This window comes from Enterococcus sp. DIV0774 (assembly GCF_050539095.1).
GTDB classification, from domain to species: Bacteria; Bacillota; Bacilli; order Lactobacillales; family Enterococcaceae; genus Enterococcus; species Enterococcus faecalis.
On sequence record NZ_CP172923.1, the window covers coordinates 184,792 to 206,252 of the forward strand.

The 21,461-nt window shown below is 39.1% G+C and carries 17 protein-coding genes and 1 riboswitch; of the genes, 14 read left to right on the plus strand and 3 right to left on the minus strand.

Annotation, left to right across the window (positions count from 1 at the left end):
• Positions 1 to 5: 5 nt before the first annotated feature.
• Together IGL86_RS00935 and IGL86_RS00940 are read right to left on the minus strand one after the other, a co-directional pair.
• On the minus strand, positions 6 to 1,589 hold the full coding sequence (locus tag IGL86_RS00935; protein WP_002381368.1) for an ABC transporter substrate-binding protein/permease: 1,584 nt from the start codon (positions 1,587 to 1,589) through the stop codon (positions 6 to 8).
• A 194-nt stretch (positions 1,590 to 1,783) separates the two neighbouring features.
• Positions 1,784 to 1,958, minus strand: a riboswitch (Lysine riboswitch).
• 189 nt (positions 1,959 to 2,147) lie between these two features.
• The gene (locus tag IGL86_RS00940; protein ID WP_002356244.1) at positions 2,148 to 2,444 is read right to left on the minus strand and encodes a hypothetical protein; all 297 of its coding nucleotides are present in this window, start codon (positions 2,442 to 2,444) and stop codon (positions 2,148 to 2,150) included.
• Between the two features lie 172 nt (positions 2,445 to 2,616).
• Here IGL86_RS00940 and IGL86_RS00945 point away from each other — a divergent pair, with 172 nt between their 5' ends.
• The 5 genes from IGL86_RS00945 to IGL86_RS00965 all read left to right on the plus strand — a co-directional run bounded on the left by IGL86_RS00945 (position 2,617) and on the right by IGL86_RS00965 (position 8,210).
• On the plus strand, positions 2,617 to 3,330 hold the full coding sequence (locus IGL86_RS00945) for an NAD-dependent protein deacylase (RefSeq protein WP_002390258.1): 714 nt from the start codon (positions 2,617 to 2,619) through the stop codon (positions 3,328 to 3,330).
• A gap of 4 nt (positions 3,331 to 3,334) precedes the next feature.
• The gene (locus tag IGL86_RS00950; protein ID WP_010823379.1) at positions 3,335 to 4,180 is read left to right on the plus strand and encodes a chorismate mutase; all 846 of its coding nucleotides are present in this window, start codon (positions 3,335 to 3,337) and stop codon (positions 4,178 to 4,180) included.
• A gap of 10 nt (positions 4,181 to 4,190) precedes the next feature.
• Positions 4,191 to 4,703, plus strand: coding sequence for a transcription repressor NadR (locus tag IGL86_RS00955; protein ID WP_033625613.1), 513 nt, complete (start codon positions 4,191 to 4,193; stop codon positions 4,701 to 4,703).
• Between the two features lie 228 nt (positions 4,704 to 4,931).
• Positions 4,932 to 6,443 carry a glucosaminidase domain-containing protein gene (locus IGL86_RS00960; RefSeq protein WP_016616712.1) on the plus strand — a complete coding sequence of 504 codons (1,512 nt, stop codon included), beginning with the start codon at positions 4,932 to 4,934 and terminating at the stop codon, positions 6,441 to 6,443.
• Positions 6,444 to 6,719: 276 nt separating this feature from the next.
• The gene (locus IGL86_RS00965) at positions 6,720 to 8,210 is read left to right on the plus strand and encodes an aldehyde dehydrogenase family protein (RefSeq protein WP_033625612.1); all 1,491 of its coding nucleotides are present in this window, start codon (positions 6,720 to 6,722) and stop codon (positions 8,208 to 8,210) included.
• Between the two features lie 226 nt (positions 8,211 to 8,436).
• On the opposite strand, the gene IGL86_RS00970 is transcribed toward IGL86_RS00965, so the two are convergent.
• Positions 8,437 to 9,420 (minus strand): L-lactate dehydrogenase, encoded by a 984-nt coding sequence (locus IGL86_RS00970; RefSeq protein WP_002356251.1) that lies wholly within the window; start codon positions 9,418 to 9,420, stop codon positions 8,437 to 8,439.
• Positions 9,421 to 9,756: 336 nt separating this feature from the next.
• Between IGL86_RS00970 and pth the strand changes: the two genes are divergently transcribed.
• The 9 genes from pth to ftsH all read left to right on the plus strand — a co-directional run bounded on the left by pth (position 9,757) and on the right by ftsH (position 21,311).
• A complete protein-coding gene (pth, locus tag IGL86_RS00975) occupies positions 9,757 to 10,323 on the plus strand; it encodes an aminoacyl-tRNA hydrolase (RefSeq protein WP_002361556.1) in 567 nt (188 codons plus the stop codon).
• Between the two features lie 19 nt (positions 10,324 to 10,342).
• Positions 10,343 to 13,882, plus strand: coding sequence for a transcription-repair coupling factor (gene mfd, locus IGL86_RS00980; RefSeq protein WP_010828506.1), 3,540 nt, complete (start codon positions 10,343 to 10,345; stop codon positions 13,880 to 13,882).
• Between the two features lie 15 nt (positions 13,883 to 13,897).
• Positions 13,898 to 15,487 carry a putative polysaccharide biosynthesis protein gene (locus IGL86_RS00985; protein ID WP_033625611.1) on the plus strand — a complete coding sequence of 530 codons (1,590 nt, stop codon included), beginning with the start codon at positions 13,898 to 13,900 and terminating at the stop codon, positions 15,485 to 15,487.
• A 14-nt stretch (positions 15,488 to 15,501) separates the two neighbouring features.
• On the plus strand, positions 15,502 to 15,765 hold the full coding sequence (locus IGL86_RS00990) for an RNA-binding S4 domain-containing protein (RefSeq protein WP_002356255.1): 264 nt from the start codon (positions 15,502 to 15,504) through the stop codon (positions 15,763 to 15,765).
• 254 nt (positions 15,766 to 16,019) lie between these two features.
• Positions 16,020 to 16,499 (plus strand): FtsB family cell division protein, encoded by a 480-nt coding sequence (locus IGL86_RS00995; protein WP_002356257.1) that lies wholly within the window; start codon positions 16,020 to 16,022, stop codon positions 16,497 to 16,499.
• Between the two features lie 44 nt (positions 16,500 to 16,543).
• Positions 16,544 to 17,023 (plus strand): S1 domain-containing RNA-binding protein, encoded by a 480-nt coding sequence (locus tag IGL86_RS01000; RefSeq protein ID WP_002356258.1) that lies wholly within the window; start codon positions 16,544 to 16,546, stop codon positions 17,021 to 17,023.
• A gap of 85 nt (positions 17,024 to 17,108) precedes the next feature.
• The gene (tilS, locus tag IGL86_RS01005; RefSeq protein ID WP_002379219.1) at positions 17,109 to 18,497 is read left to right on the plus strand and encodes a tRNA lysidine(34) synthetase TilS; all 1,389 of its coding nucleotides are present in this window, start codon (positions 17,109 to 17,111) and stop codon (positions 18,495 to 18,497) included.
• A gap of 18 nt (positions 18,498 to 18,515) precedes the next feature.
• On the plus strand, positions 18,516 to 19,061 hold the full coding sequence (hpt, locus tag IGL86_RS01010) for a hypoxanthine phosphoribosyltransferase (protein ID WP_002356260.1): 546 nt from the start codon (positions 18,516 to 18,518) through the stop codon (positions 19,059 to 19,061).
• 93 nt (positions 19,062 to 19,154) lie between these two features.
• Complete coding sequence (gene ftsH, locus IGL86_RS01015; protein WP_002363441.1) at positions 19,155 to 21,311, plus strand: ATP-dependent zinc metalloprotease FtsH; 2,157 nt, start codon at positions 19,155 to 19,157, stop codon at positions 21,309 to 21,311.
• Positions 21,312 to 21,461: the final 150 nt, after the last annotated feature.

Genomic DNA, 21,461 nt, shown 5'->3' on the forward strand with positions numbered 1-21,461 from the left:
GCCTCCTAGCTTTCTTTTCCTTCTTCAGTTAATTCTTCTACTTTAACGTAAGCAGAAGGGCCATCCATTTTACGTTCCACAACACGTAAGATTCGTGTAATCACAAAAGTCATTACCAAGTACATGATGCCGACAATTGTAAAGGTTTGGAAGAACTGGAAGTTTGCGCCAGAAGCAGCATTCCCTTGGAAGAATAAATCTGCGACACCGATAACACTTAACACGGCTGTATCTTTGATATTAATGACAAATTCATTCCCTGTTGCAGGTAAAATATTACGTAATACTTGGGGAATAACGACTTTACGCATTGTTTGTCCATGGGTCATCCCAATCGCTTGTGCTGCCTCGAATTGTCCTTTATCCACTGCGAAAATACCTCCGCGAACAATTTCAGACATATAAGCACCAGTATTCACAGAAACGATAAATAGTGCGGCCACTGTTCGGTCTAAAGAGATGCCAAAAGCTAGAGCTAAACCATAAAAAATAACCATTGCTTGAACCATCATTGGTGTACCACGGAAAACTTCAATATAAATAGAAAGAATTAAATTTCCTAATTTTTGGAAGAAACGAGCGACTGGGTTTTCAGAATCTGGAATTGTACGGAAGACACCAATTAGTAAACCAAGGGTTGTTCCGACAACTGTCCCAATTAACGCGATAAATAGCGTTAAACCAGCACCACGTAAAAACATGTCGCCATATTGATTCCAAATATTTTTGAAATCGTTAATAAGTCCTGTTTTTTGTTCATCACTATCTGTTGCTGCAGGTTGATCCTTGATTGCTTGGTCCATAATTTTTGTCCGTTCATCTTGAGAAATACCTGCTAAAATTTTGTTTACTTTTTCAATGTCAGGATCGCCTTTACGCATGCCGACTGCTACTTGTGAGTCTTCAGCGCTAGCATCAAAGCCATTTTCTTTTGGAAATTCTAACATTTTTAATTCTTTATTGACACTAGTTGCTGTTATGCCTTCAGGGCGTTCACTAACATACCCATCAATCATGCCAGAAGCAAGTGCTGTTCGCATAGCTGAAAAGTTATCCATTGCTTGCTGTTTATTGACATTTGGAATTTGATCAATTAATCCGTAGTGGAATGTATTTAGTTGAGCTGTAATTTTAGCATCAGCTAAATCTTTCAAGCTTTTTGCATTAGCGTATTTGCCATCTTTTTTTACAATTACGACAAATTGTGATTCATAATAAGGGTTTGTAAAAGCAATTTCTTTTTTTCGTTCAGCGGTTGGGCTCATTCCGGCGATAATGGCATCAATTTTTCCAGATTGTAAGGCGGGTGCCAAGCCATCCCATTTGGTTTGGACGATTACTAATTTACGACCTAAACCATCGGCAATTTTTTTAGAAATTTGAACATCATAGCCGCCTGCATAAGAGTTGCCTTGAATAGGCACTGCGCCATGTGCGTCATTTTTCTGTGACCAGTTAAAAGGGGCGTAGCCAGCTTCCATGCCGACACGAAATTCACCATTTTCCTCCGCCGAAGCGTTGGTTGTCATGCCAAGTAACGAAAATAGCGTGACAAGTAGTAGACTGAATGAAAAAACTTTTTTGTTCATCTTTTTCTCTCCTTTAAATTTCTTGTCTGATTGATCGTTTTGTCTTTTTTCAATCAACAAGCTTTGATAATCAGCTGAGCAAAAGCGATTCTGTCTTTTTAAAGGAGAATACTTCTGTCACAACCTATTTTTGAATACAAAAAAACAACCAAACAGATGTAAGGTTGCTAGGTAATGTCGAAAAAAATTCCTCAACGAAACATAGCACAACTTAGCATCACTACTAAGACAGTCCGCAAGCTCTTAACTTACGTCCCAACACACAACAGAAGAGGCTCCGTTATGCATTTCGGCGATTGATCCTAAACTTGCTTCCCAGTGTCCTCTCACTCCACAAGCGTAATAAAAACCGCGACCTCTACCTCTTTTTTGAGGCACTATTCAGTTATTAAATTCAGTTATTAATTTTAGGATAAATCCAGAAGAAAGTCAATATGTTCCAGCAAAGGAATTTATCAAGAGGACACAAACACCATGAAATTAGCGTAACATTTTCCCTACGAAATAGAAACTAATACGAAAAAAGCAACCATTCCTAAAGGAACAGTTGCTTTTTACTTAAGCTTTGACAGCTTTTGGTTCACGACCTAAAATAGCTTGAAGAACAGTCAATACACCTAAAGAAGCTAAAATTGTATAAATTAGACTTGAGTAAGTTAAGATACCGAAATCCCAAGTTTTGTAAACTAATAAAACAATTGCTAAGGCGATAATAGCGATAACGTTGAAGAACGCAAAAGCCCAAAGATTTCCGTTTTCTTTACGAGAAAGATAAAAAACAGAGAACCAAATGCTTAAAACGCCCCAAGCGATGCAGGCAATAATTGCAGCCCAATAAATAATAAATGCGACCATTGTTGTTTCACCTCACTTTTACTCATGCATATTTTACCACGAGTTGAGAAATTTGTCACAAACTCTTTCAAGATAAATCAATATATAGGTAAGAAGTTTTCAAAAAGTGGAAAAACTTTTGGTGCTAATGTTAAAATACGTTATAATATAGAAGATTAGGAGCTGAATCGATATGCAAGATATCACGCAAGCCGAGGCAATTCATTGGTTGGCAACCCAACAAAAAATCACATTTTTAACAGGTGCGGGTATCTCGACAGCCTCAGGTGTGCCAGATTATCGTTCCTTAAAAGGTGTCTATCAAGGAATCCAGCAACCGGAATACTTATTGAGCCGGACTTGCTTAAAAACAGAGCCAGAAAAGTTTTATCAATTCGTTAAAACGCTCTATCATCCAGACGCACAACCTAATATCATTCACCAGAAAATGGCCCAATTAGAGCAAATGAAACGGGGAAAAATTGTTTCACAAAATATTGATGGGCTTCATCGAAAAGCAGGTAGCCAAGAAGTGGTGGACTTTCATGGTAATTTATATGAATGTTATTGCCAAACTTGTGGTGCAACGGTTCCTTGGCAAGACTATTTGCTTAGTGATCGGCACGCTGATTGTCATGGACAAATCCGTCCAGCTATTACTTTGTATGAAGAAGGACTATCCGAAGAGGCAATCGAAAAAGCCATTCAGGCCGTTGCTTCTGCCGACTTAATCGTGATTGTCGGCACGAGTTTTCAAGTGCATCCATTTTGTGATTTGATTCATTATAAACAACCAACGGCAGCTATTTTAGCCATTAATCAAACGCCGCTATTTTTACAACAACCTTATTATTTTTTAGAAGCGAAAGCCGAAACGATATTTGCAGAATTAACGATAAAGGAGTAACGGAATGGAAGAATTTAAATCAGAAAAAGAAAAAATGATCGCAGGTGCACTATATTTTGCCTCAGATCCTGAATTAGTGGCTGATCGCAAAAAAGCCCGTGAACAAATGGCGTTAATTAACCAACAACCAGACACATATATTCGTCGTCAATTAATAGAAGAAACGTTTGGAAAAGTGGGTGTCGGGACGTACATCGAACCGATGATTCAATTTGATTATGGCTACAACATTTCTGTGGGAAAAAATTTCTATGCCAATTTTAATAACGTTTTTTTAGATGTTTGTCCAATTGAAATTGGCGATAACTGTATGTTTGGCCCCAATGTGCAACTTTATACAGCCGAGCATCCATTACAAGCGGCTAAGCGTAATAGCGGAATGGAATCAGGGAAACGAATTATCATTGGCAACAATGTTTGGATTGGCGGTGGAGCGATTGTCCTTCCTGGCGTAACATTAGGCGATAATGTAGTGGTGGCAGCAGGTGCTGTTGTGACTAAATCGTTCCCAGAAAACTGTGTGATCGCAGGTAATCCAGCACGGATAATTAAAGAATTGACTGAAGATGACGCCCCAACAACTTCTTTAGAACAACAACGAGCAAAGATTAACCAAATCGATAAGGAACTGGTCCGTTTATTAGAACAGCGGATGGACGTCGTCGCAGAGATTGCTGCAGTGAAAAAGAAAGCAGGTCATGCGGTTTTTGATTCTGAAAGAGAACAACAAGTATTAGAAACTATTCTGAATCATGTTGAAAATGCCGATTATGAAGAGACATTATCTGAGACTTTCCAGGGAATTATGGACGCCTCTAAACGTTTCCAAGAAAAACATTTAGGAGAGTGAGGCGAAGGTCGTGGATGGAGAAATCAGAAGAAGAGAGATTGTTAAAAGATTAAGAGAGACCGAAAAGCCAATTAGTGCCACTCGTTTTGCAAAAGCTTTTGATGTCAGCAGACAAATTATTGTAGGAGATGTCGCTCTATTACGGGCGACAGGGGTCGAAATTGTCGCAACAGCTCGAGGGTATATGTTGGAACAACCTTTAGAAGGAATTGAACGGAAAATTGCTTGTCAACATACACCTGAACAAACGAGAGAAGAATTGTCAGTCATTGTTGCCAAAGGTGGAGAAGTGGTAGATGTGAGTATTGCACATCCGCTTTATGGGGAATTAATTGGCAGTTTGCGCATTCAATCAGAGAAAGATATTGATAAATTTATGGACAAGTATCAAAAAGAGCATGCTACATTACTATCAGTTTTAACAGGAGGCATCCATCTGCATACTATTCGCTGTGCAGACGAAGAAACTTTCCAAGAAATCAAAGAGGCACTTCGAAAAAAAAGTATTTTGTTTGAAGGATAACGAGAAAAAGAGAGGACATTGATGTTTGTTCAAGCCCTTTCTTTTTTTTCTTAGAAAATTACCAAAAAAAGATAGAAGAATTTGTGAATTTTCTTCTATTTTTTTAACTTTTTGCTAGAAATTTTTTATGAAACAGTATACTATTAAAAAAGGAGCCATTTAAACAATAACTATGTCAATTATATATGTTGGTACATAAAAATAAATGGAGAAAAATAAAAAAGGAGAATGAGTATGAAAAAACAATTTGCCCTGTTCTCTACCTTATTACTTTTAGGTTCATCAATGCCAGTAGGTGCATTTGCAGAAGGTAATAACTTGGTAGCTGAAAATAGTTCTGTTGCAGAAACAACCGCAGAAGCAACAACTGCTGAAGCCACTGAAACGACAGCGACTAGTGAAACAACAGAAGCGACAGAAGAATCAACAACTGAAACAGAAAGTTCAACCGAATCAAGTGAATCTGCAACCACGGAGTCCACGGAAACGTCAGGAACCGAAACGACAGATTCCACAACGGATTCAACATCCACAAGTACGACAGAATCGACTACTGACTCCACCTCAACGAGTGCAACAGAGTCAACCACAGATTCTACGTCAACAAGTACAACTGAATCAAGTACCACGCCGACGACTACACCAAGTTCTTCTAAAGAACAGCCAAAACCTGGCACGAGTACTTCTGAATCAAAACAGCCGGCGAAACCAGTGACACCAACAGCGCCAGCTGAAAAGCCAGTAGAACAACCAGCAGCGTCAACACCGCAGCCCGAAATAGTCCCACCGGTTACAAATGAAACGGTTGGGTTAGTGGAAGACGATGAGACGTTTACGGTCAGCAAAACGAAGAAGACAGAAGAGTTTATTCAAGAAATCGGTGAATCTGCTCGGAAAGTGGCCAAGGACAAAAACTTATATGCTAGTGTGATGATTGCTCAAGCAATTTTAGAAAGTGGCAGCGGCAATAGTAAATTAAGCCAGAAACCAAACTACAATTTGTTTGGTATTAAAGGCGATTACAAAGGTCAATCTGTTTCTTTTATTACCTATGAAGACAATGGTTTCGGTAACCTATACACAGTAGAAGCAAAATTCCGTCAATATCCAACGTATAAAGAATCAATGGAAGATTATGCGAAATTATTGAAAAATGGTTTAGATTCCAATAAAGATTTCTATCATGGTGTCTGGAAAACGGAAGCCAAATCATACAAAGAAGCGACACGTTTCCTAACAGGAAAATACGCAACGGACAAAGATTACCATAAGAAATTAAATGCGTTAATTAAAACATACGATTTAACTTATTATGATAAAGAAAAAGCAACCGTTGAACCAATGGAATCAAATTTCCCAGCCTATAATGGCAAAAACTATGACACCTTTAATAGTTATGCTTGGGGCAACTGTACACAATATGTCTACAACCGTATTACGCAATTAGGTAAACGTGTGGACTTAACAATGGGGAATGGTCAAGATTGGGGCGAAACAGGTCGTGCACGCGGGTACAAAGTAAGTCGTACACCAAAAGCAGGCGCAGCGGTTTCCTTCCCAGCTGGCGTTTTAGGCGCAGACAATACTTATGGTCATGTCGCGTTTGTGGAAAAAGTCTTTAAAGATGGTAGCATCTTAATTTCTGAAATGAACGTGAAGGGATTAAACGTTGTTTCGACACGTACAATCTCAGCCGATCAAACACATTTAATGAACTATATCGTTCCAAAAGATAAATAAAAAAATCAGCTCTTTGTCAATAAGAACGAATGAGTTGGAAAAATCAAAGCTAGCACTGAAGAAGCAATTTTAATTCTTCAGTGCTAGCTTTTTTTGTGGCAAAAGTTCTCTCCAATAAAGTTTAATACATTCAGTTATTGCCAGGAGACTTCAGGTCGGGATGAGTTAGCAACAGTCGCTGAGAGCTATATTTTTTTTAGGTAGAATCATTTACTTTTAGGTGAAAGATGTCTTATAATTGTAAGCGGATACAAAAATAAAAAAAGAGGTGGGTAAATGAGTAAAAAAGAAATAAATCAAGTAGTTGCCAGTAGCTATCAATTGTATATTAATGGAGAGTGGACAACAGGTAGTGGTAACAAAATGATTGCTAGTTACAATCCTAGTAATGGCGAAAAATTAGCAGAATTTGTTGATGCCACAAATGAAGATGTGGATCGAGCTGTAGAAGCAGCTCAAGAAGCGTTTCAGACATGGAAAGATGTTGATGTTGTAACAAGAAGCAATCTTTTATTGAAAATTGCTGATTTGATTGAAGAAAATCAAGAACATTTGGCTATGGTGGAGACTTTAGATAATGGAAAACCGCTTCGGGAAACGCAATCGATTGATGTTCCTGCCAGTGCAGACCATTTTCGGTATTTTGCTAGTGTGATTCGTGGAGAAGAAGGGTCTGTCAAAGAATTTGATAAGGATACGTTATCCATTGTTGTGAAAGAACCTATCGGTGTTGTGGGTCAAATTATTCCGTGGAATTTCCCCTTATTAATGGGCGCTTGGAAATTAGCGCCAGCGTTGGCAGCAGGTAATACGGTTGTGATTCATCCGTCCTCGAGCACATCATTAAGTCTGTTGGAATTGTTTAAAATTTTTGATCAAGTCTTGCCGAAAGGAGTAGTGAATTTAATCACCGGTCGTGGTTCTGATTCAGGAAATTATATGTTGGCACATCCAGGTTTTGATAAGCTAGCTTTTACAGGCTCAACAGAGGTGGGGTACACTGTCGCTAAAGCCGCGGCCGACCGCCTAATTCCAGCCACTTTAGAACTTGGTGGAAAATCAGCCAACATTATTTTTGAAGATGCCAATTGGGAACGAGCATTAGAAGGTGTGCAGTTAGGAATTTTATTCAACCAAGGGCAAGTTTGTTGTGCTGGGTCTCGTGTGTTCGTTCAGTCAGGTATTTATGATCAATTTGTAGAAGCTTTAAAGGAAAAATTTGAACAAGTGAACGTTGGTTTCCCGTGGGAAAAAGATGTTGAAATGGGCGCTCAGATCAATGAGCATCAATTGGAAGAAATTTTAAAATATGTCGAAATTGGTGTGAAGGAAGGAGCTACACTGATTACTGGTGGGCAACGTTTAACAGAAAATGGGCTAGACAAGGGGGCATTTTTAGCACCTACGTTATTAGCGAATGGCACGAATACAATGTGCGTGGCCCAAGAAGAAATCTTTGGTCCTGTTGCAACAGTGATTAAATTTGAAACGGAAGAAGAAGTCATTCGTTTAGCTAATGATTCTGAATATGGTCTAGGTGGTGCCGTCTTTTCTCAAGATATCAATGTGGCATTACGGGTTGCTCGTGGTGTACGGACAGGTCGGATGTGGGTCAACACATACAATCAATTGCCTGCGGGCGCGCCATTTGGCGGTTATAAAAAATCAGGAATTGGTCGAGAAACGCATAAATCAATGCTAGATGCTTATACGCAAATGAAAAATATTTACATTGTGACAAAAGAAGAAGCAGATGGGCTGTATTAAGTAGTGTAGTGAATTTTAGATAACAAACTTATTTTTGGTTATTGTTATTTTTCGAGCTAAACAAAACAATAATTTTTTTAAAAAGTTGAGTGATGAGTAAAGTAAAACAGATTAAAAGTAAAGCCTGGTGCAAAAATCACTTTGGATTTTTGTACCAGGCTTTAAAGCGGAGTAACAATAGTGGTCACTCTTGGTTATTTTCAATTTTCGACTATTATAGAAGTAGTTATTTTGCTTCTTCTGCTTCAAATTTAGCAAAAGCTGTTTCAATAACTTCTTTTAATGCAGAAGCAGAAGCTTCCATTTTTTCTTGTTCAGCATCTGTTAATGGAATTTCAATGACTTGTTTAACTCCTTGGCGGTTGATGATCGCTGGTGCACCGATATAAATATCGTTTTGACCATATTCACCTTCTAAATAAACAGATAATGGTAACACAGAGTTTTCATCGTTTAGGATAGCTTTAGTGATACGCGCTAGTGCAACCGCGATTCCATAGAAAGTAGCTCCTTTTTTCTCGATGATTGTGTAAGCAGCGTCGCGTACGTTGAAGAATAAATTAACCATTGCTTCTTCATCGACGTCAGGATTATTTTTCACCCATTCGTAAATTTGTAAGCCAGCGACATTCGCATGTGACCAAACTGGGAATTCTGTATCTCCGTGTTCCCCTAAGATGTAGGCATGGACATTTCGTGCATCAACATCAACTAATTCGGCAATTGCTTGACGGAAACGAGCAGAATCTAGTGAAGTTCCTGAACCGATTACTCGTTCTTTCGGGAAGCCAGAGAATTTCCAAGTTGAATAAGTCAAAATGTCGACTGGGTTTGCGGCAACTAAGAAGATACCGTTGAAACCAGAATCAACAATTGTTGTAACGATTTCTTTATTAATTTTCAAGTTTTTATGAACTAAGTCTAAACGAGTTTCGCCTGGTTTTTGAGGCGCACCAGCTGTTAAGACAACTAAGTCTGCATCATGGCAATCGTCATAAGTAGCAGCATAGATTTTTTTAGGAGAAGTAAATGCTAATGCGTGAGATAAGTCCAACGCGTCTCCTTCAGTTTTTGGTACATTAATATCAATAATCCCAACTTCTTGAGCAATATTCTGAGTTACTAAAGCAAAGGCATAGCTAGAACCTACGGCACCGTCCCCGACTAAAATTACTTTTTGGTGATCTTTATTCCCTGCGGCTGCAGTCATGTGTACCATTCCTTCCTCTACATTCTTTTTCGTGAGCAACGAGTTTTTATTTCCTGTTGCTAAAGTGATAGTAACATGGTTTGTAAAAAATGTCACGAACTTTGATTGTAAAAATGATACAGTTTTCAGACCTGTTTCAAAATGGTAGCTCTTACATGTGCGTAATTTCACTATCTTACGCATATTTAAATTTCTAAAAAAATTTTTTTACATCTTTCTTAATCTTCAAAGACTGCGAGTTTTTTTATTTCTATGGTATAATGAATAAAACTGGGTAGCGCATACGCTTCCCAGCCATTTTGTGTTGGCAAGCTTATAATCCAAGGAGAATGAAAGATGAAAGTAATCGTAGGACTGGGAAATCCCGGTAGTAAATACAAAGAAACAAAACACAACATTGGCTTTATTACGCTAGATGAAATTGCGTATCGGCAAAATGTTTCGTTTAATAATAGTAATTTTGAAGCAGATATTGCAGAGTTTTTTATAGGGACTGAGAAAGTATTGTTAGTGAAACCATTAACATTTATGAATGAATCAGGTCGCTCTGTTGGTCCGTTGTTGACCTACTTTGGGGTAGATGAGGAAGACTTGATTGTTATTTATGATGACTTAGACTTAGAGGTCGGTAAAATTCGTTTACGGCAAAAAGGTAGTGCTGGCGGCCACAATGGGATAAAAAGTCTGATTGCCCATTTAGGAACAAATGTCTTTCCTAGAATTAAAATTGGCATTGGTCGGCCCTCAAAAAATGATACAGTTATCCACCATGTACTAAGCACTTTTCCCAAAGAAACACACGAAGAGATGTTACTTGCTGTAAAGAAAGCAGCCGATGCCGCTTTATATGCATGTGAAGGACATACGTTTGTTGAAACAATGAATCAATTTAATGGAAAATAGCAGAAAGGAGGGCCCTTGTTTGAATATTATCGAACGAATTAGCCAAACAGAAATTGCTAAATCATGGCGCAGTCAACTAATGACAACAGGAACGCGCCAACTAATTACTGGGTTATCAGGCTCTGCTAAAACATTACTGATGGCAGGCGCTTTACAAAAGACGCATCAAAAAATTGTTATTGCGGTCCCAAACCTATACTATGCCAATCAATTAGTAGATGATTTTTTAAATATTTTACCTTCAGAACAAGTTCATCTATTTCCAGTAGATGAAGTGTTATCCGCCGAAATGGCCTTTTCTTCACCAGAAGCGCGCGCAGATCGAGTGAGTGCGTTAAATTTCCTGATGACAGCGAATGCAGGAATCGTGGTCGTGCCAGTAGCTGGACTACGAAAATATTTGCCAACGAAAGAAACGTGGCAAAATGCGCAACTTCATTGGGAAATCGGGACAGAAGTAGAACCTGAAATCCTCGCGCAACGCTTAGTGTTAATGGGCTATGAACGCCAATCGATGGTCGGAAAGCCCGGCGAATTTAGTATTCGCGGAAGCATTGTTGATGTCTATCCGCTAAATGCCGAATACCCTGTTCGGGTGGAACTGTTTGATGTTGAAATTGACTCAATCCGTTATTTTGAAGCAGATACCCAACGTTCATTAGAAAATCTTGAAGAAGTAACGATTTCACCAATGACTGATTTAGTATTCTCAAAGGCAGATATGAATCATGGCATGACGAGGTTACAAGATGCTCTAGAAAAACGTTTAGCGACAGCTAAAGATCAAACGGAGACCGATTTTTTAGAAGAATATTTTGGTCAGTTGCTGTCTTCTTGGGAACAAGGGATTCCTACAGAAAATGCTCACTATTATACAGATTTTCTGTACCAACAAAAAACTACGCTGTTAGATTATTTACCAGAAAATAGTTTGCTTTTTGTGGATGATTATTCTCGTATGATGGAAACGGAGCGAGAAATCGCTAGAGAGGAAGCGGAATGGCAAACCCTGAAAATTGAAGAAATGCGCGTGTTTTCTGAACAAACTTTTGGCGTAGACTTTCATGATCAATTGCGAAAAACTGCACGAAATACGACCTTCTTTTCACTTTTTCAAAAAGGAATGGGGAATCTTCGTTTCCAAGAAGTCCATAATTTCCAATATCGTTCAATGCAACAATTCTTCGGTCAAATGCCGTTGCTAAAAGCGGAAGTGGACCGTTGGCAAAAGCAAAACCAAACGGTCGTTGTTTTTGTTCCTACGAAAGAACGGATTCAAAAAGTCGAAGAGCTATTTCAGGACTTTGACATACCTAGCGTAGTAAGCAATTGGGATCAGTTGTTAGATGGGCATGTCCAAATTGTCCAAGGGGCATTACAAACAGGGTTTGAATTACCTAAAAACAAGCTCGTGGCGATTACGGAAAAAGAAATTTTTCATACAACGACCAAAAAACGGGCACGTCGTCAAACAATCTCTAATGCGGAACGTTTGAAAAGTTATAGCGACTTAAAAACGGGCGATTATGTTGTTCATGCGAATCACGGGATTGGTAAATATATTGGTATGGAAACCTTAGAAGTTGATGGGGTTCATCAAGATTACATGACTATCTTGTACCAAAATGATGACAAGTTATTTATTCCAGTAACACAATTGAACTTGATTCAAAAGTTCGTTGCTTCCGAGTCTAAAACGCCGAAAATCAACAAGCTGGGCGGCAGTGAATGGACGAAAACCAAACGAAAAGTTGCTTCGAAAATTGAAGATATCGCGGATGATTTAATCTTACTTTATGCGACAAGAGAGTCGGAAAAAGGTTATGCTTTTCCGCCAGATGATGCGTATCAAAAAGAATTTGAAGAGGCTTTTCCGTATTCTGAAACAGATGATCAATTACGTAGTGCTGCCGAAATTAAACACGACATGGAAAAATCTCGACCAATGGATCGTTTGTTAGTTGGCGATGTAGGGTTTGGTAAAACAGAAGTGGCTTTACGAGCGGCCTTCAAAGCTGTTAGCAACAATAAACAGGTCGCCTTTTTAGTGCCAACAACTATTTTAGCGCAACAACATTACGAAACGATTCAAGAGCGGTTTGAGGGCTTTCCTGTAGAAATTGGTTTATTAAGTCGTTTCCGCACGAAAAAACAGCAAAATGAAACAATTGAAAAAATTAAACATGGCCAAGTAGATATTGTGGTTGGTACCCATCGTTTATTGTCGCAAGATATTAATTTTAGTGATTTAGGCTTGTTGATTATTGATGAGGAACAACGGTTTGGAGTGAAACATAAAGAACGACTAAAACAATTGCGTTCACAAGTGGATGTCTTGACGTTAACAGCAACGCCAATCCCAAGGACCCTTCATATGTCGATGCTAGGTGTCCGTGATTTATCCGTCATCGAAACCCCACCAGAGAATCGTTATCCGATCCAAACGTATGTCATGGAAAATAATCCTGGGGCGATTCGGGAAGCGATTGAGCGAGAAATGGCCCGAGATGGCCAAGTCTTTTATTTATACAATCGAGTAGATACGATTGAACGAAAAGTTGAAGAGTTACAAGCACTAGTTCCAGACGCACGAATTGCGTATGCACATGGTCAAATGACAGAAGTACAGCTGGAGAATACTTTGTTTGATTTTATTGAAGGACAATATGATATATTAGTCACTACAACGATTATTGAAACAGGAGTAGATATTCCTAATGCTAATACCTTGTTTGTAGAAAATGCGGACTACATGGGCTTATCTACGTTGTATCAATTACGTGGTCGTGTGGGGCGTAGCAATCGAGTGGCCTATGCTTATTTTATGTACGAACAGCAAAAAATCCTAAACGAAGTTAGTGAGAAACGTTTAGAAGCAATTAAAGATTTTACGGAATTAGGTTCTGGGTTCAAAATTGCGATGCGTGACCTTTCCATTCGAGGGGCCGGAAACCTTCTTGGTGCCCAACAACATGGCTTCATTGATTCGGTTGGGTTTGATATGTACTCACAGATGTTATCTGAGGCAGTTGCTCGTAAACAAGGAAAAAATATCCAAGACCAAAAAACGTCTGTTGAGATTGATTTGGGCATTGATGCTTATATTCCAGGAACGTATATTACAGACGAACGACAAAAAATTGAAATTTATAAACGGATTCGTCAATTAGAAAATATGGATATGTACGAAGAATTAGAAGCGGACTTGTTAGACCGCTTTGGAGAGTATCCTGACGAAGTGGCGCATTTATTAACCACTGGCCGTATCAAAATGGATGGCGACCGTGCCTTGTTAGAAAGTATTCGTAAACGCGACCAAAAAGTCAAGTTTGTGTTAAGTAAAATTGGCACAAAAACATACTCTGTGGAGCAGTTGTTTGAAGCGTTATCGGCAACCAGCTTAAAAGCGGATCTAGCAGTTGAGAAAGAACAAATGACTATTTCCTTGAAGTTGCCGAAAGATTGTAAAGAAGCTGTTTGGATTCAAGAAATTGCTACTTTTACAACCGCATTGCGACAAGAAAAATACAAACATTCGCAAGAAACGGATTCCCTTTAAAAGGAGGCCTAGAAGATGGCACAAAAAGAAATGCAGCGAATGATGCAAGGTGCCGTTGTGTTAACCATTGCTTCCTTCATTGCAAAAGTGTTGAGTGCGTTTTATCGCGTTCCTTTTCAGAACTTTGTAGGGGATGAAGGATTTTACGTGTATCAGCAAGTTTATCCAATCTATGGGATTGCGATGACATTAGCATTGTCAGGCTTACCGCAATTTATTTCCAAAATTGTTGCTGAACAACCAGATATTCGGAGTCAAAAACAAGTGTTGCGCCAACTATATCCCTATGTGTTATGGTTAGCGATTGCTTGTTGGGCCTTCTTTTTCTTTGGTAGTCAAGAAATTGCTATTAGTATGGGGGATGCTGCACTCCAACCATTAATGGAAGTTGTTTCCTTTACCTTTTTACTCGTTCCAATTCTTTCCTTCTATCGTGGAAATTTTCAAGGTCATTTGTTGATGGTGCCTAGTGGTATTTCACAGGTGATGGAACAGTTTGTGCGTGTTGGGGTTATTCTAGTAGCTGCGTTGTCCTATCATTACTTTGGTGGCTCCATTTACCAAACGGGGACGGTGGCCATGAGTGGTGCGTTGGCTGGCGGTGTCTTAGCGGTACTTGTCTTATGGTACTACAATCGAAAAATTCTTAGTGGAAGTACGGAATACTTGCATCAATGGAAGATTATGCCTCAAACCACAGGACTATTTAAACGTTTAATGATTGAGGGTGGTTTGGTCTCTTTATATAGTGCTTTTCTGATTCTATTTCAATTAATTGATTCCTTTAAAGTAAAAAATGCTCTCATGCTTTTCGGGCTCTCTGATTTAGCTGCGAAAGTGGACAAAGGGGTCTTTGATAGAGGACAACCACTAGTTCAATTAGGATTGGTAATTGCTTTAGCTTTAAGCTCGACCTTTTTACCAGGTTTGACAAAATATTTTATGAAAAAAGACCGTCAACAATTTTTACAAGTTGCAAAAATCTTTTTGCGTCTTACCACAACCTTGGCATCGGCGGCTTCGATTGGTCTGATGATGTTATTGCCGTACATGAACTTTACGCTTTTTAAAGATTATAAAGGCAACGATGTTTTAGGGGTGTATGTTTTATCCATCGCTTTTATGGCCATTATTCAGGCCTACCAAAGTATTGAACAAAGTCGCAATCGTTTTAAAGGTCCTTTAGTGGCAGCTGGTGTGGGCTTATTAGTGAAGTTACTGACAACGGGCTTTTTCACCATTCGTTGGGGAACATTAGGTGCTAGTTGGTCTACTATTCTTGGGTTACTAGCGACGTTATTCGTTTTAGTCCGACAATCGGATGCAGCGATTAATTGTTTTGTTCGAGAACGAAACTTTTTGAAAAAACTGTTGCTTAGTTTAGCAATCATGATGCTGTCATTACTGGTCTATCAAGGAATTATCTCCATCTTGTTCCAAGGTGTGCATCACCGAAGTCAAGCGTTTTTCGTTACAGTTATAGGTGTTGCAGTGGGTGGTACAGTTTTTATTAGCACCATCATTAAGTTAGAATTATTTACGATACGTGAATGGTTAAGTTTACCGTATGGCGCAAAAATTTTACGGATGAGACAAAAAAAATAAAAGAGGTGAATGTGATGCGGTTAGATAAATTTTTAAAAGTTTCTCGCATTATTAAAAGAAGAACAGTTGCCAAAGAAGTCGCTGATAAAGGTCGGATTCAAATCAACGGAGTCTTAGCCAAATCTTCTAGTACTGTGAAGATTGGTGACCTTGTCAAAATTCAATTTGGGAACAGAATTTTAGAAGTAGAAGTCCTGCAACTAAATGACTCTACGAAAAAAGAAGATGCCACAAAAATGTATGAAATAAAATCAGAAACACGTGTCTCTGAAGAATAAGCAGGTGAGGATGGAGCGCTTGGCAAGTTCATTGAAAAGATGAATATTCCAAGCGCTTCATCCTTTCAGCGTTTTAATGAAACAGACGCGCCGCTTTTGAAAAAAATTAATAAATCAACCACTGTTATTTCAAAAGCAAAGAATATTTTAGAAAAAAGCTTGATTTTCTTTAACTTCTCTGAAATTAACATTAGACAAGGTTCTTAGATGTTGGTATAATAAAACGGACAATCCAAAGCGAGTGGAGCGAGACGATGGGAAAGAATGAAAAAAACTCGAAGAAAGTTGCGGCATTGGAAAATGACTACACGAAAGAACAGTATGTCGAATTCCAAAAACAACAGAAACAATTGATTTTTAGACGCAGACGCTTGGCAGCGATTTTTCTCGTGGCCTTCATTATTTTTGCCTTTTCTGGCATCCAATTGATGAAAGATTATCATCGCTTAGGTGCTTTCAAACAAGAACGAGCAGATGCAATTGCTGAATCCGTAGCAGTTGATAAGAAGGTCAAGGATCTAAAAAAAGACGTTGCTTTGTTAAAAGATGATGATTATGTGGCAAAATTAGCACGTAGCCGTTTCCTTCTCTCAAAAGAAGGCGAACAGATTTATCCCACACCAGAACAAATGAAAAAAACACAGACTTCTGGAGCGGAAGAAAGCAAGAGCAGTTCAGAAAAAAATAGTCAATCACAGTCTTCAACTGAAACAACTAAGTCTTCAGCTGAATAAACTGCAATTATAATTAGGGAAAAAATAGGAGGAACAATTTTTTTATGTCAATCGAAGTAGGAGCTAAATTGCCAGGAAAAGTGTCAGGGATTACTAACTTTGGTGCATTTATTGATTTAGGAGAAGGAAAAACTGGGTTAGTACACATCAGTGAAGTGTCTAATGGATTCGTTAAAGATATTCATGATGTATTAACAGTAGGTGACGAAGTAACAGTGAAAGTAACCTCAGTTGGTGACGACGGCAAAATTGGCTTATCGATCCGTAAAGCACAAGAGCCAGCAGAAGGGCAACAACCAAAACGTGAATTTCAACGTCGTGAAAACAATTATGAGAATCGTGACCGTAATCCACGCGCAGGGGGCAAAAAGCCTTTCAATAAACCACAAGCAAATAACAATAACAATAAACAAGATTTTGACTCATTGATGAGCTCTTTCTTGAAAGATAGTGATGACCGTTTATCTTCATTAAAACGTAATACTGAAGGCAAACGTGGCGGACGTGGCGGACGTCGCGGCTAAGCACAAACAAATAGGGGGACTGGGGATAACGAATGGGTTATTTCTCGGTTCCTCTTTTATTCTAAGGAAGAAAGAAGGGCGAACAATGTTTTGGCAGTTTTATAAACGAGGAAAAGAACAAGGATTTTGGCAACCGCATCAAACAATCGTGGTCGCCGTTTCTGGTGGTGTAGACTCCATGGCCCTTTTGACGTTAATGGAACAGGTGGCAGAAAAAGAACAATTACAATTGGTTGTTGCACACGTCAATCATCAATTGCGAGAAGCGTCGGCACAGGAAGCGCAATATCTCGCTACCTATTGTCAGCAGCGAGAGCTGACGTATTATGAAACGCGTTGGGAAGACCCTGAAAAGCAACGGAATTTAGAAGCAAAAGCGCGCACATTTCGTTATGAATTTTTTAAAGAAGTCATGGAAATTGAAGGTGCGGCGGTCTTAATGACGGCACATCATCTAGACGATCAAGCGGAAACGATTTTAATGAAGCTGATTCGAGGAACTAATTTTTCCCATTCCGCAGGCATTAAAGAGAGACGTCCTTTTGCGACAGGGGAATTGATTCGTCCGTTACTTATTTATCCAAAAGAAGAATTGTATCAATTTGCACAGCGCCAAGCATTCGTTTATTTTGAGGACGAAACGAACCAAACCAATGAATATTTGAGAAATCGACTCCGTAATCAGGTTTTGCCGCTATTAAAGCAGGAAAATCCGCAATTCTTAGATCAGATTGCTTCTTTTAGTAATGAACAACGTTTTGCCCAAGAATTTATTCAAGAACAAATTGAGCCTCAATTATCTGAAGCCGTAGAACCAACCAAACAAGGCTGGCGCATTCCTTTGAAGAGATTATTAAAAGAAACGCCTGCGTACCAGCACTTCTTTTTAACCGCGTTTTTCCAAAAAACATTAGTGCCATTAGGGGTTTCGTTAAACCAACGCCAGATGACACAAATTTTAAAAGTTTTGAATGATGAACGGCAACCGCAAGGCTCGGTTATGTTAGAACAGCAATGGCAACTAGCTAAAAGTTATGATTGGCTATGCTTAGAACAAAAACAGGCAGCACTGCGAGAAGAAGTTACACATTTATTAGTACCTGGTGCGGGGATTTATTTATCGGAAACCGAGTGGCTAGGATTAATTGCGACAGACAAACCGTTTCCTCTTCCTGAAGAGATTAATCAATGGACGGGCCAGTTGTTGGCAATCCCGTTGACCACAGCCACACCTTTGACCGTTCGTCATCGCCAAAGTGGTGATCGGATTACATTAAAACCAGGGTTTACGAAAAAATTAAGCAGAGTTTTTATTGATCAAAAAGTGCCAAATGAAGCGAGAGAGAGTGCTTGGGTCATTACGGATGAGCAAGAGGAAATCATTTGGGTACCAAAATTTGCAAATTCCTATTTGAGTATTCCTTTAGAAACTGATAAAATACACTACAGACTCCTTTTTAAGACAAAGGAGTAATGCTGAAAGGAGCGCACTATGATAGAAAAAGATATTGAGAAAGTCCTAATCTCCAAAGAAGAAATTCTTGCGAAGTCTGCAGAGCTTGGCAAGCAACTGACAGAAGAATATCAAGGGAAAAATCCTTTAGTGGTCGGTATTTTAAAAGGTGCAGTACCATTTATGGCTGATTTGACTCGTGAAATCAATACTTATTTAGAATTGGACTTTATGGATGTATCTAGCTACGGCAACGCGACAGTTTCTTCAGGCGAAGTAAAAATTGTCAAAGACTTGGACACAAATGTCGAAGGTAGACATATTTTAATCGTAGAAGATATCATCGATAGTGGTCGTACATTAGCGTATTTAGTAGATTTGTTTAGATACCGTAAAGCTGCATCTGTGAAAATTGTTACCTTATTAGATAAACCAGAAGGCCGTGTAGTAGACATTAAAGCTGACTACGTAGGGTTTGATGTGCCCAATGAGTTTGTGGTCGGTTACGGATTAGACTATGCAGAAACGTACCGCAACTTGCCTTATATTGGCGTTTTAAAACCTGAAGTTTACGAATCAAATTAATATCTATCAAGGAATTAATTGTGTTACAATGTAAAGGTCAGGATTGATAAAAGAATAACATGAATTGTAATGATGAGCATAAGGAGGACAGGCATGAACAAAAAGAATAATGGCATGAAAAATGGTTTATACTACGTCTTAGTAGTACTTGCCATGGTCATGGTTGTCTATTTCATTTTTGGAAATAACAACCAACAATCGCCAGACATCGATTACTCAACCTTCCAACAACAATTGGAAGACGGAAAAGTCAAAGACATGACCATTCAACCAACCAATGGGGTTTACCGGATTGAAGGTCAGTATAAAGAAAAACAAGAAGTGAAAGACACAGGTGGTCTGTCATTGTGGGGCTCAACGCAAGCGTCGTCAAAAGGCTTCACAACAACCGTTTTACCTAGTGATACAACCTTAGCTGGCATTCAAGATGCGGCACAAAATAACAAGGTGAAGCTAGTTGTCAAAGAACAATCAACAAGTGGTGCTTGGTTGTCACTGTTGTTTAGTTTCTTACCATTAGTGATTATTTTCTTCTTCTTCTACATGATGATGAGCCAACAAGGCGGTGGCGGTGGCGGCGGTGGCCGTGTGATGAACTTCGGTAAATCAAAAGCCAAAGAAGCCGATAAAAAAGCTAACCGTGTCCGCTTCTCAGATGTAGCTGGTGCGGAAGAAGAAAAACAAGAATTAGTTGAAGTAGTGGAATTCTTAAAAGATCCACGTCGTTTCGCTGAATTAGGCGCACGGATTCCTGCGGGCGTACTATTAGAAGGACCTCCAGGGACTGGTAAAACGTTACTTGCTAAAGCCGTAGCAGGTGAAGCAGGTGTGCCATTTTACTCAATCTCAGGTTCAGATTTCGTTGAAATGTTTGTCGGGGTCGGTGCTAGCCGTGTCCGGGATTTATTTGAAACAGCGAAGAAAAACGCGCCTGCGATTATCTTTATCGATGAAATCGATGCAGTTGGTCGTCAACGTGGTGCTGGTATGGGTGGCGGACACGACGAACGTGAACAAACCCTTAACCAATTATTAGTTGAGATGGATGGTTTTGATGGCAATGAAGGAGTTATCGTAATTGCTGCAACGAACCGTTCAGACGTGTTAGACCCAGCGTTGTTACGTCCAGGTCGTTTTGACCGCCAAATCTTGGTAGGACGTCCAGATGTCAAAGGTCGTGAAGCGATTTTACGTGTTCATGCGAAAAACAAACCGTTAGCTGATGACGTTGATTTGAAAGTTGTTGCACAACAAACACCAGGTTTTGCTGGTGCTGATTTAGAAAATGTCTTAAACGAAGCAGCCTTAGTTGCCGCTCGTCGTAACAAGAAAAAAATTGATGCTTCTGATGTGGATGAAGCCGAAGACCGCGTAATTGCTGGTCCAGCTAAAAAAGATCGCGTGATTAATAAGAAAGAACGCGAAATGGTGGCTTACCATGAAGCAGGACACACAATTGTTGGTTTAGTCTTAAGCCGTGCTCGTGTTGTCCACAAAGTAACGATTATCCCTCGTGGTCGCGCAGGCGGTTATATGATTGCTTTACCAAAAGAAGATCAATTCTTAATGACTAAAGAAGATATGTTTGAACAAATCGTTGGCTTACTTGGTGGACGTACAGCAGAAGAAATTATCTTTGGCGTTCAATCAACAGGGGCTTCAAATGACTTTGAACAAGCAACAGGGATTGCCCGTAGCATGGTAACGGAATATGGAATGAGCGACAAATTAGGACCTGTTCAATATGAAGGAAACCATCAAGTCTTTGTCGGTCGTGATTATGGTCAAACAAAAGCTTACTCAGAACAAGTGGCGTTTGAAATCGATCAGGAAGTTCGTCGTATCTTAATGGATGCTCATACAAAAGCGCATGAAATTATCGAAGCGCACCGTGAACAACATAAACTAATCGCTGAAAAACTATTAGAATATGAAACATTAGATGCAAAAGCAATCAAATCATTATTTGAAACAGGTAAAATGCCTGAAGGTGCTGACAGCGACTACCCTAGTGAAAAAGAAGCGCAAACATTCGAAGAAGCAAAACGTGCTTTAGAAGAAAAAGAAGCGCAAAAACAAGTTGAAGAAAAACAAGACTTTGAAGAAGCGAAAAAAGAATTACATGATGAAGCAGAAGAAGTCAAAGTAGAAAGCGAACAAACAGAAAAAGAAGTCCAATCTGAAGAGAAAAAAGATTCAGATTCCAATTCTGAATATGATCGCAATAACTACGAAGATCGTTATAAATAACCAATTAGTAGAAGGTGTAGTATTTGTCGAGTTGACGAATACTGCACCTTCTATAATATTAAGATATTCTATAGAAGGAAGATTATTTGGTTGAAAAAACACCTGATTCCTAGTATTATCTGACTAATGGACAAAAAAGCACCAAGAGAA

Bases quoted from the DNA above. Each gene is read 5' to 3' on its own strand.
- IGL86_RS00995 (WP_002356257.1), top strand. From the start codon at position 16,020: ATGGGAAAGAATGAAAAAAACTCGAAGAAAGTTGCGGCATTGGAAAAT.
- pth (WP_002361556.1), top strand. From the start codon at position 9,757: ATGAAAGTAATCGTAGGACTGGGAAATCCCGGTAGTAAATACAAAGAA.
- IGL86_RS00940 (WP_002356244.1), bottom strand. From the start codon at position 2,444: ATGGTCGCATTTATTATTTATTGGGCTGCAATTATTGCCTGCATCGCT.
- IGL86_RS00950 (WP_010823379.1), top strand. From the start codon at position 3,335: ATGGAAGAATTTAAATCAGAAAAAGAAAAAATGATCGCAGGTGCACTA.
- IGL86_RS00965 (WP_033625612.1), top strand. From the start codon at position 6,720: ATGAGTAAAAAAGAAATAAATCAAGTAGTTGCCAGTAGCTATCAATTG.
- IGL86_RS00935 (WP_002381368.1), bottom strand. From the start codon at position 1,589: ATGAACAAAAAAGTTTTTTCATTCAGTCTACTACTTGTCACGCTATTT.
- tilS (WP_002379219.1), top strand. From the start codon at position 17,109: ATGTTTTGGCAGTTTTATAAACGAGGAAAAGAACAAGGATTTTGGCAA.
- IGL86_RS00970 (WP_002356251.1), bottom strand. From the start codon at position 9,420: ATGACTGCAGCCGCAGGGAATAAAGATCACCAAAAAGTAATTTTAGTC.
- IGL86_RS01000 (WP_002356258.1), top strand. From the start codon at position 16,544: ATGTCAATCGAAGTAGGAGCTAAATTGCCAGGAAAAGTGTCAGGGATT.
- IGL86_RS00945 (WP_002390258.1), top strand. From the start codon at position 2,617: ATGCAAGATATCACGCAAGCCGAGGCAATTCATTGGTTGGCAACCCAA.
- ftsH (WP_002363441.1), top strand. From the start codon at position 19,155: ATGAACAAAAAGAATAATGGCATGAAAAATGGTTTATACTACGTCTTA.
- hpt (WP_002356260.1), top strand. From the start codon at position 18,516: ATGATAGAAAAAGATATTGAGAAAGTCCTAATCTCCAAAGAAGAAATT.
- IGL86_RS00990 (WP_002356255.1), top strand. From the start codon at position 15,502: ATGCGGTTAGATAAATTTTTAAAAGTTTCTCGCATTATTAAAAGAAGA.
- IGL86_RS00985 (WP_033625611.1), top strand. From the start codon at position 13,898: ATGGCACAAAAAGAAATGCAGCGAATGATGCAAGGTGCCGTTGTGTTA.
- IGL86_RS00960 (WP_016616712.1), top strand. From the start codon at position 4,932: ATGAGTATGAAAAAACAATTTGCCCTGTTCTCTACCTTATTACTTTTA.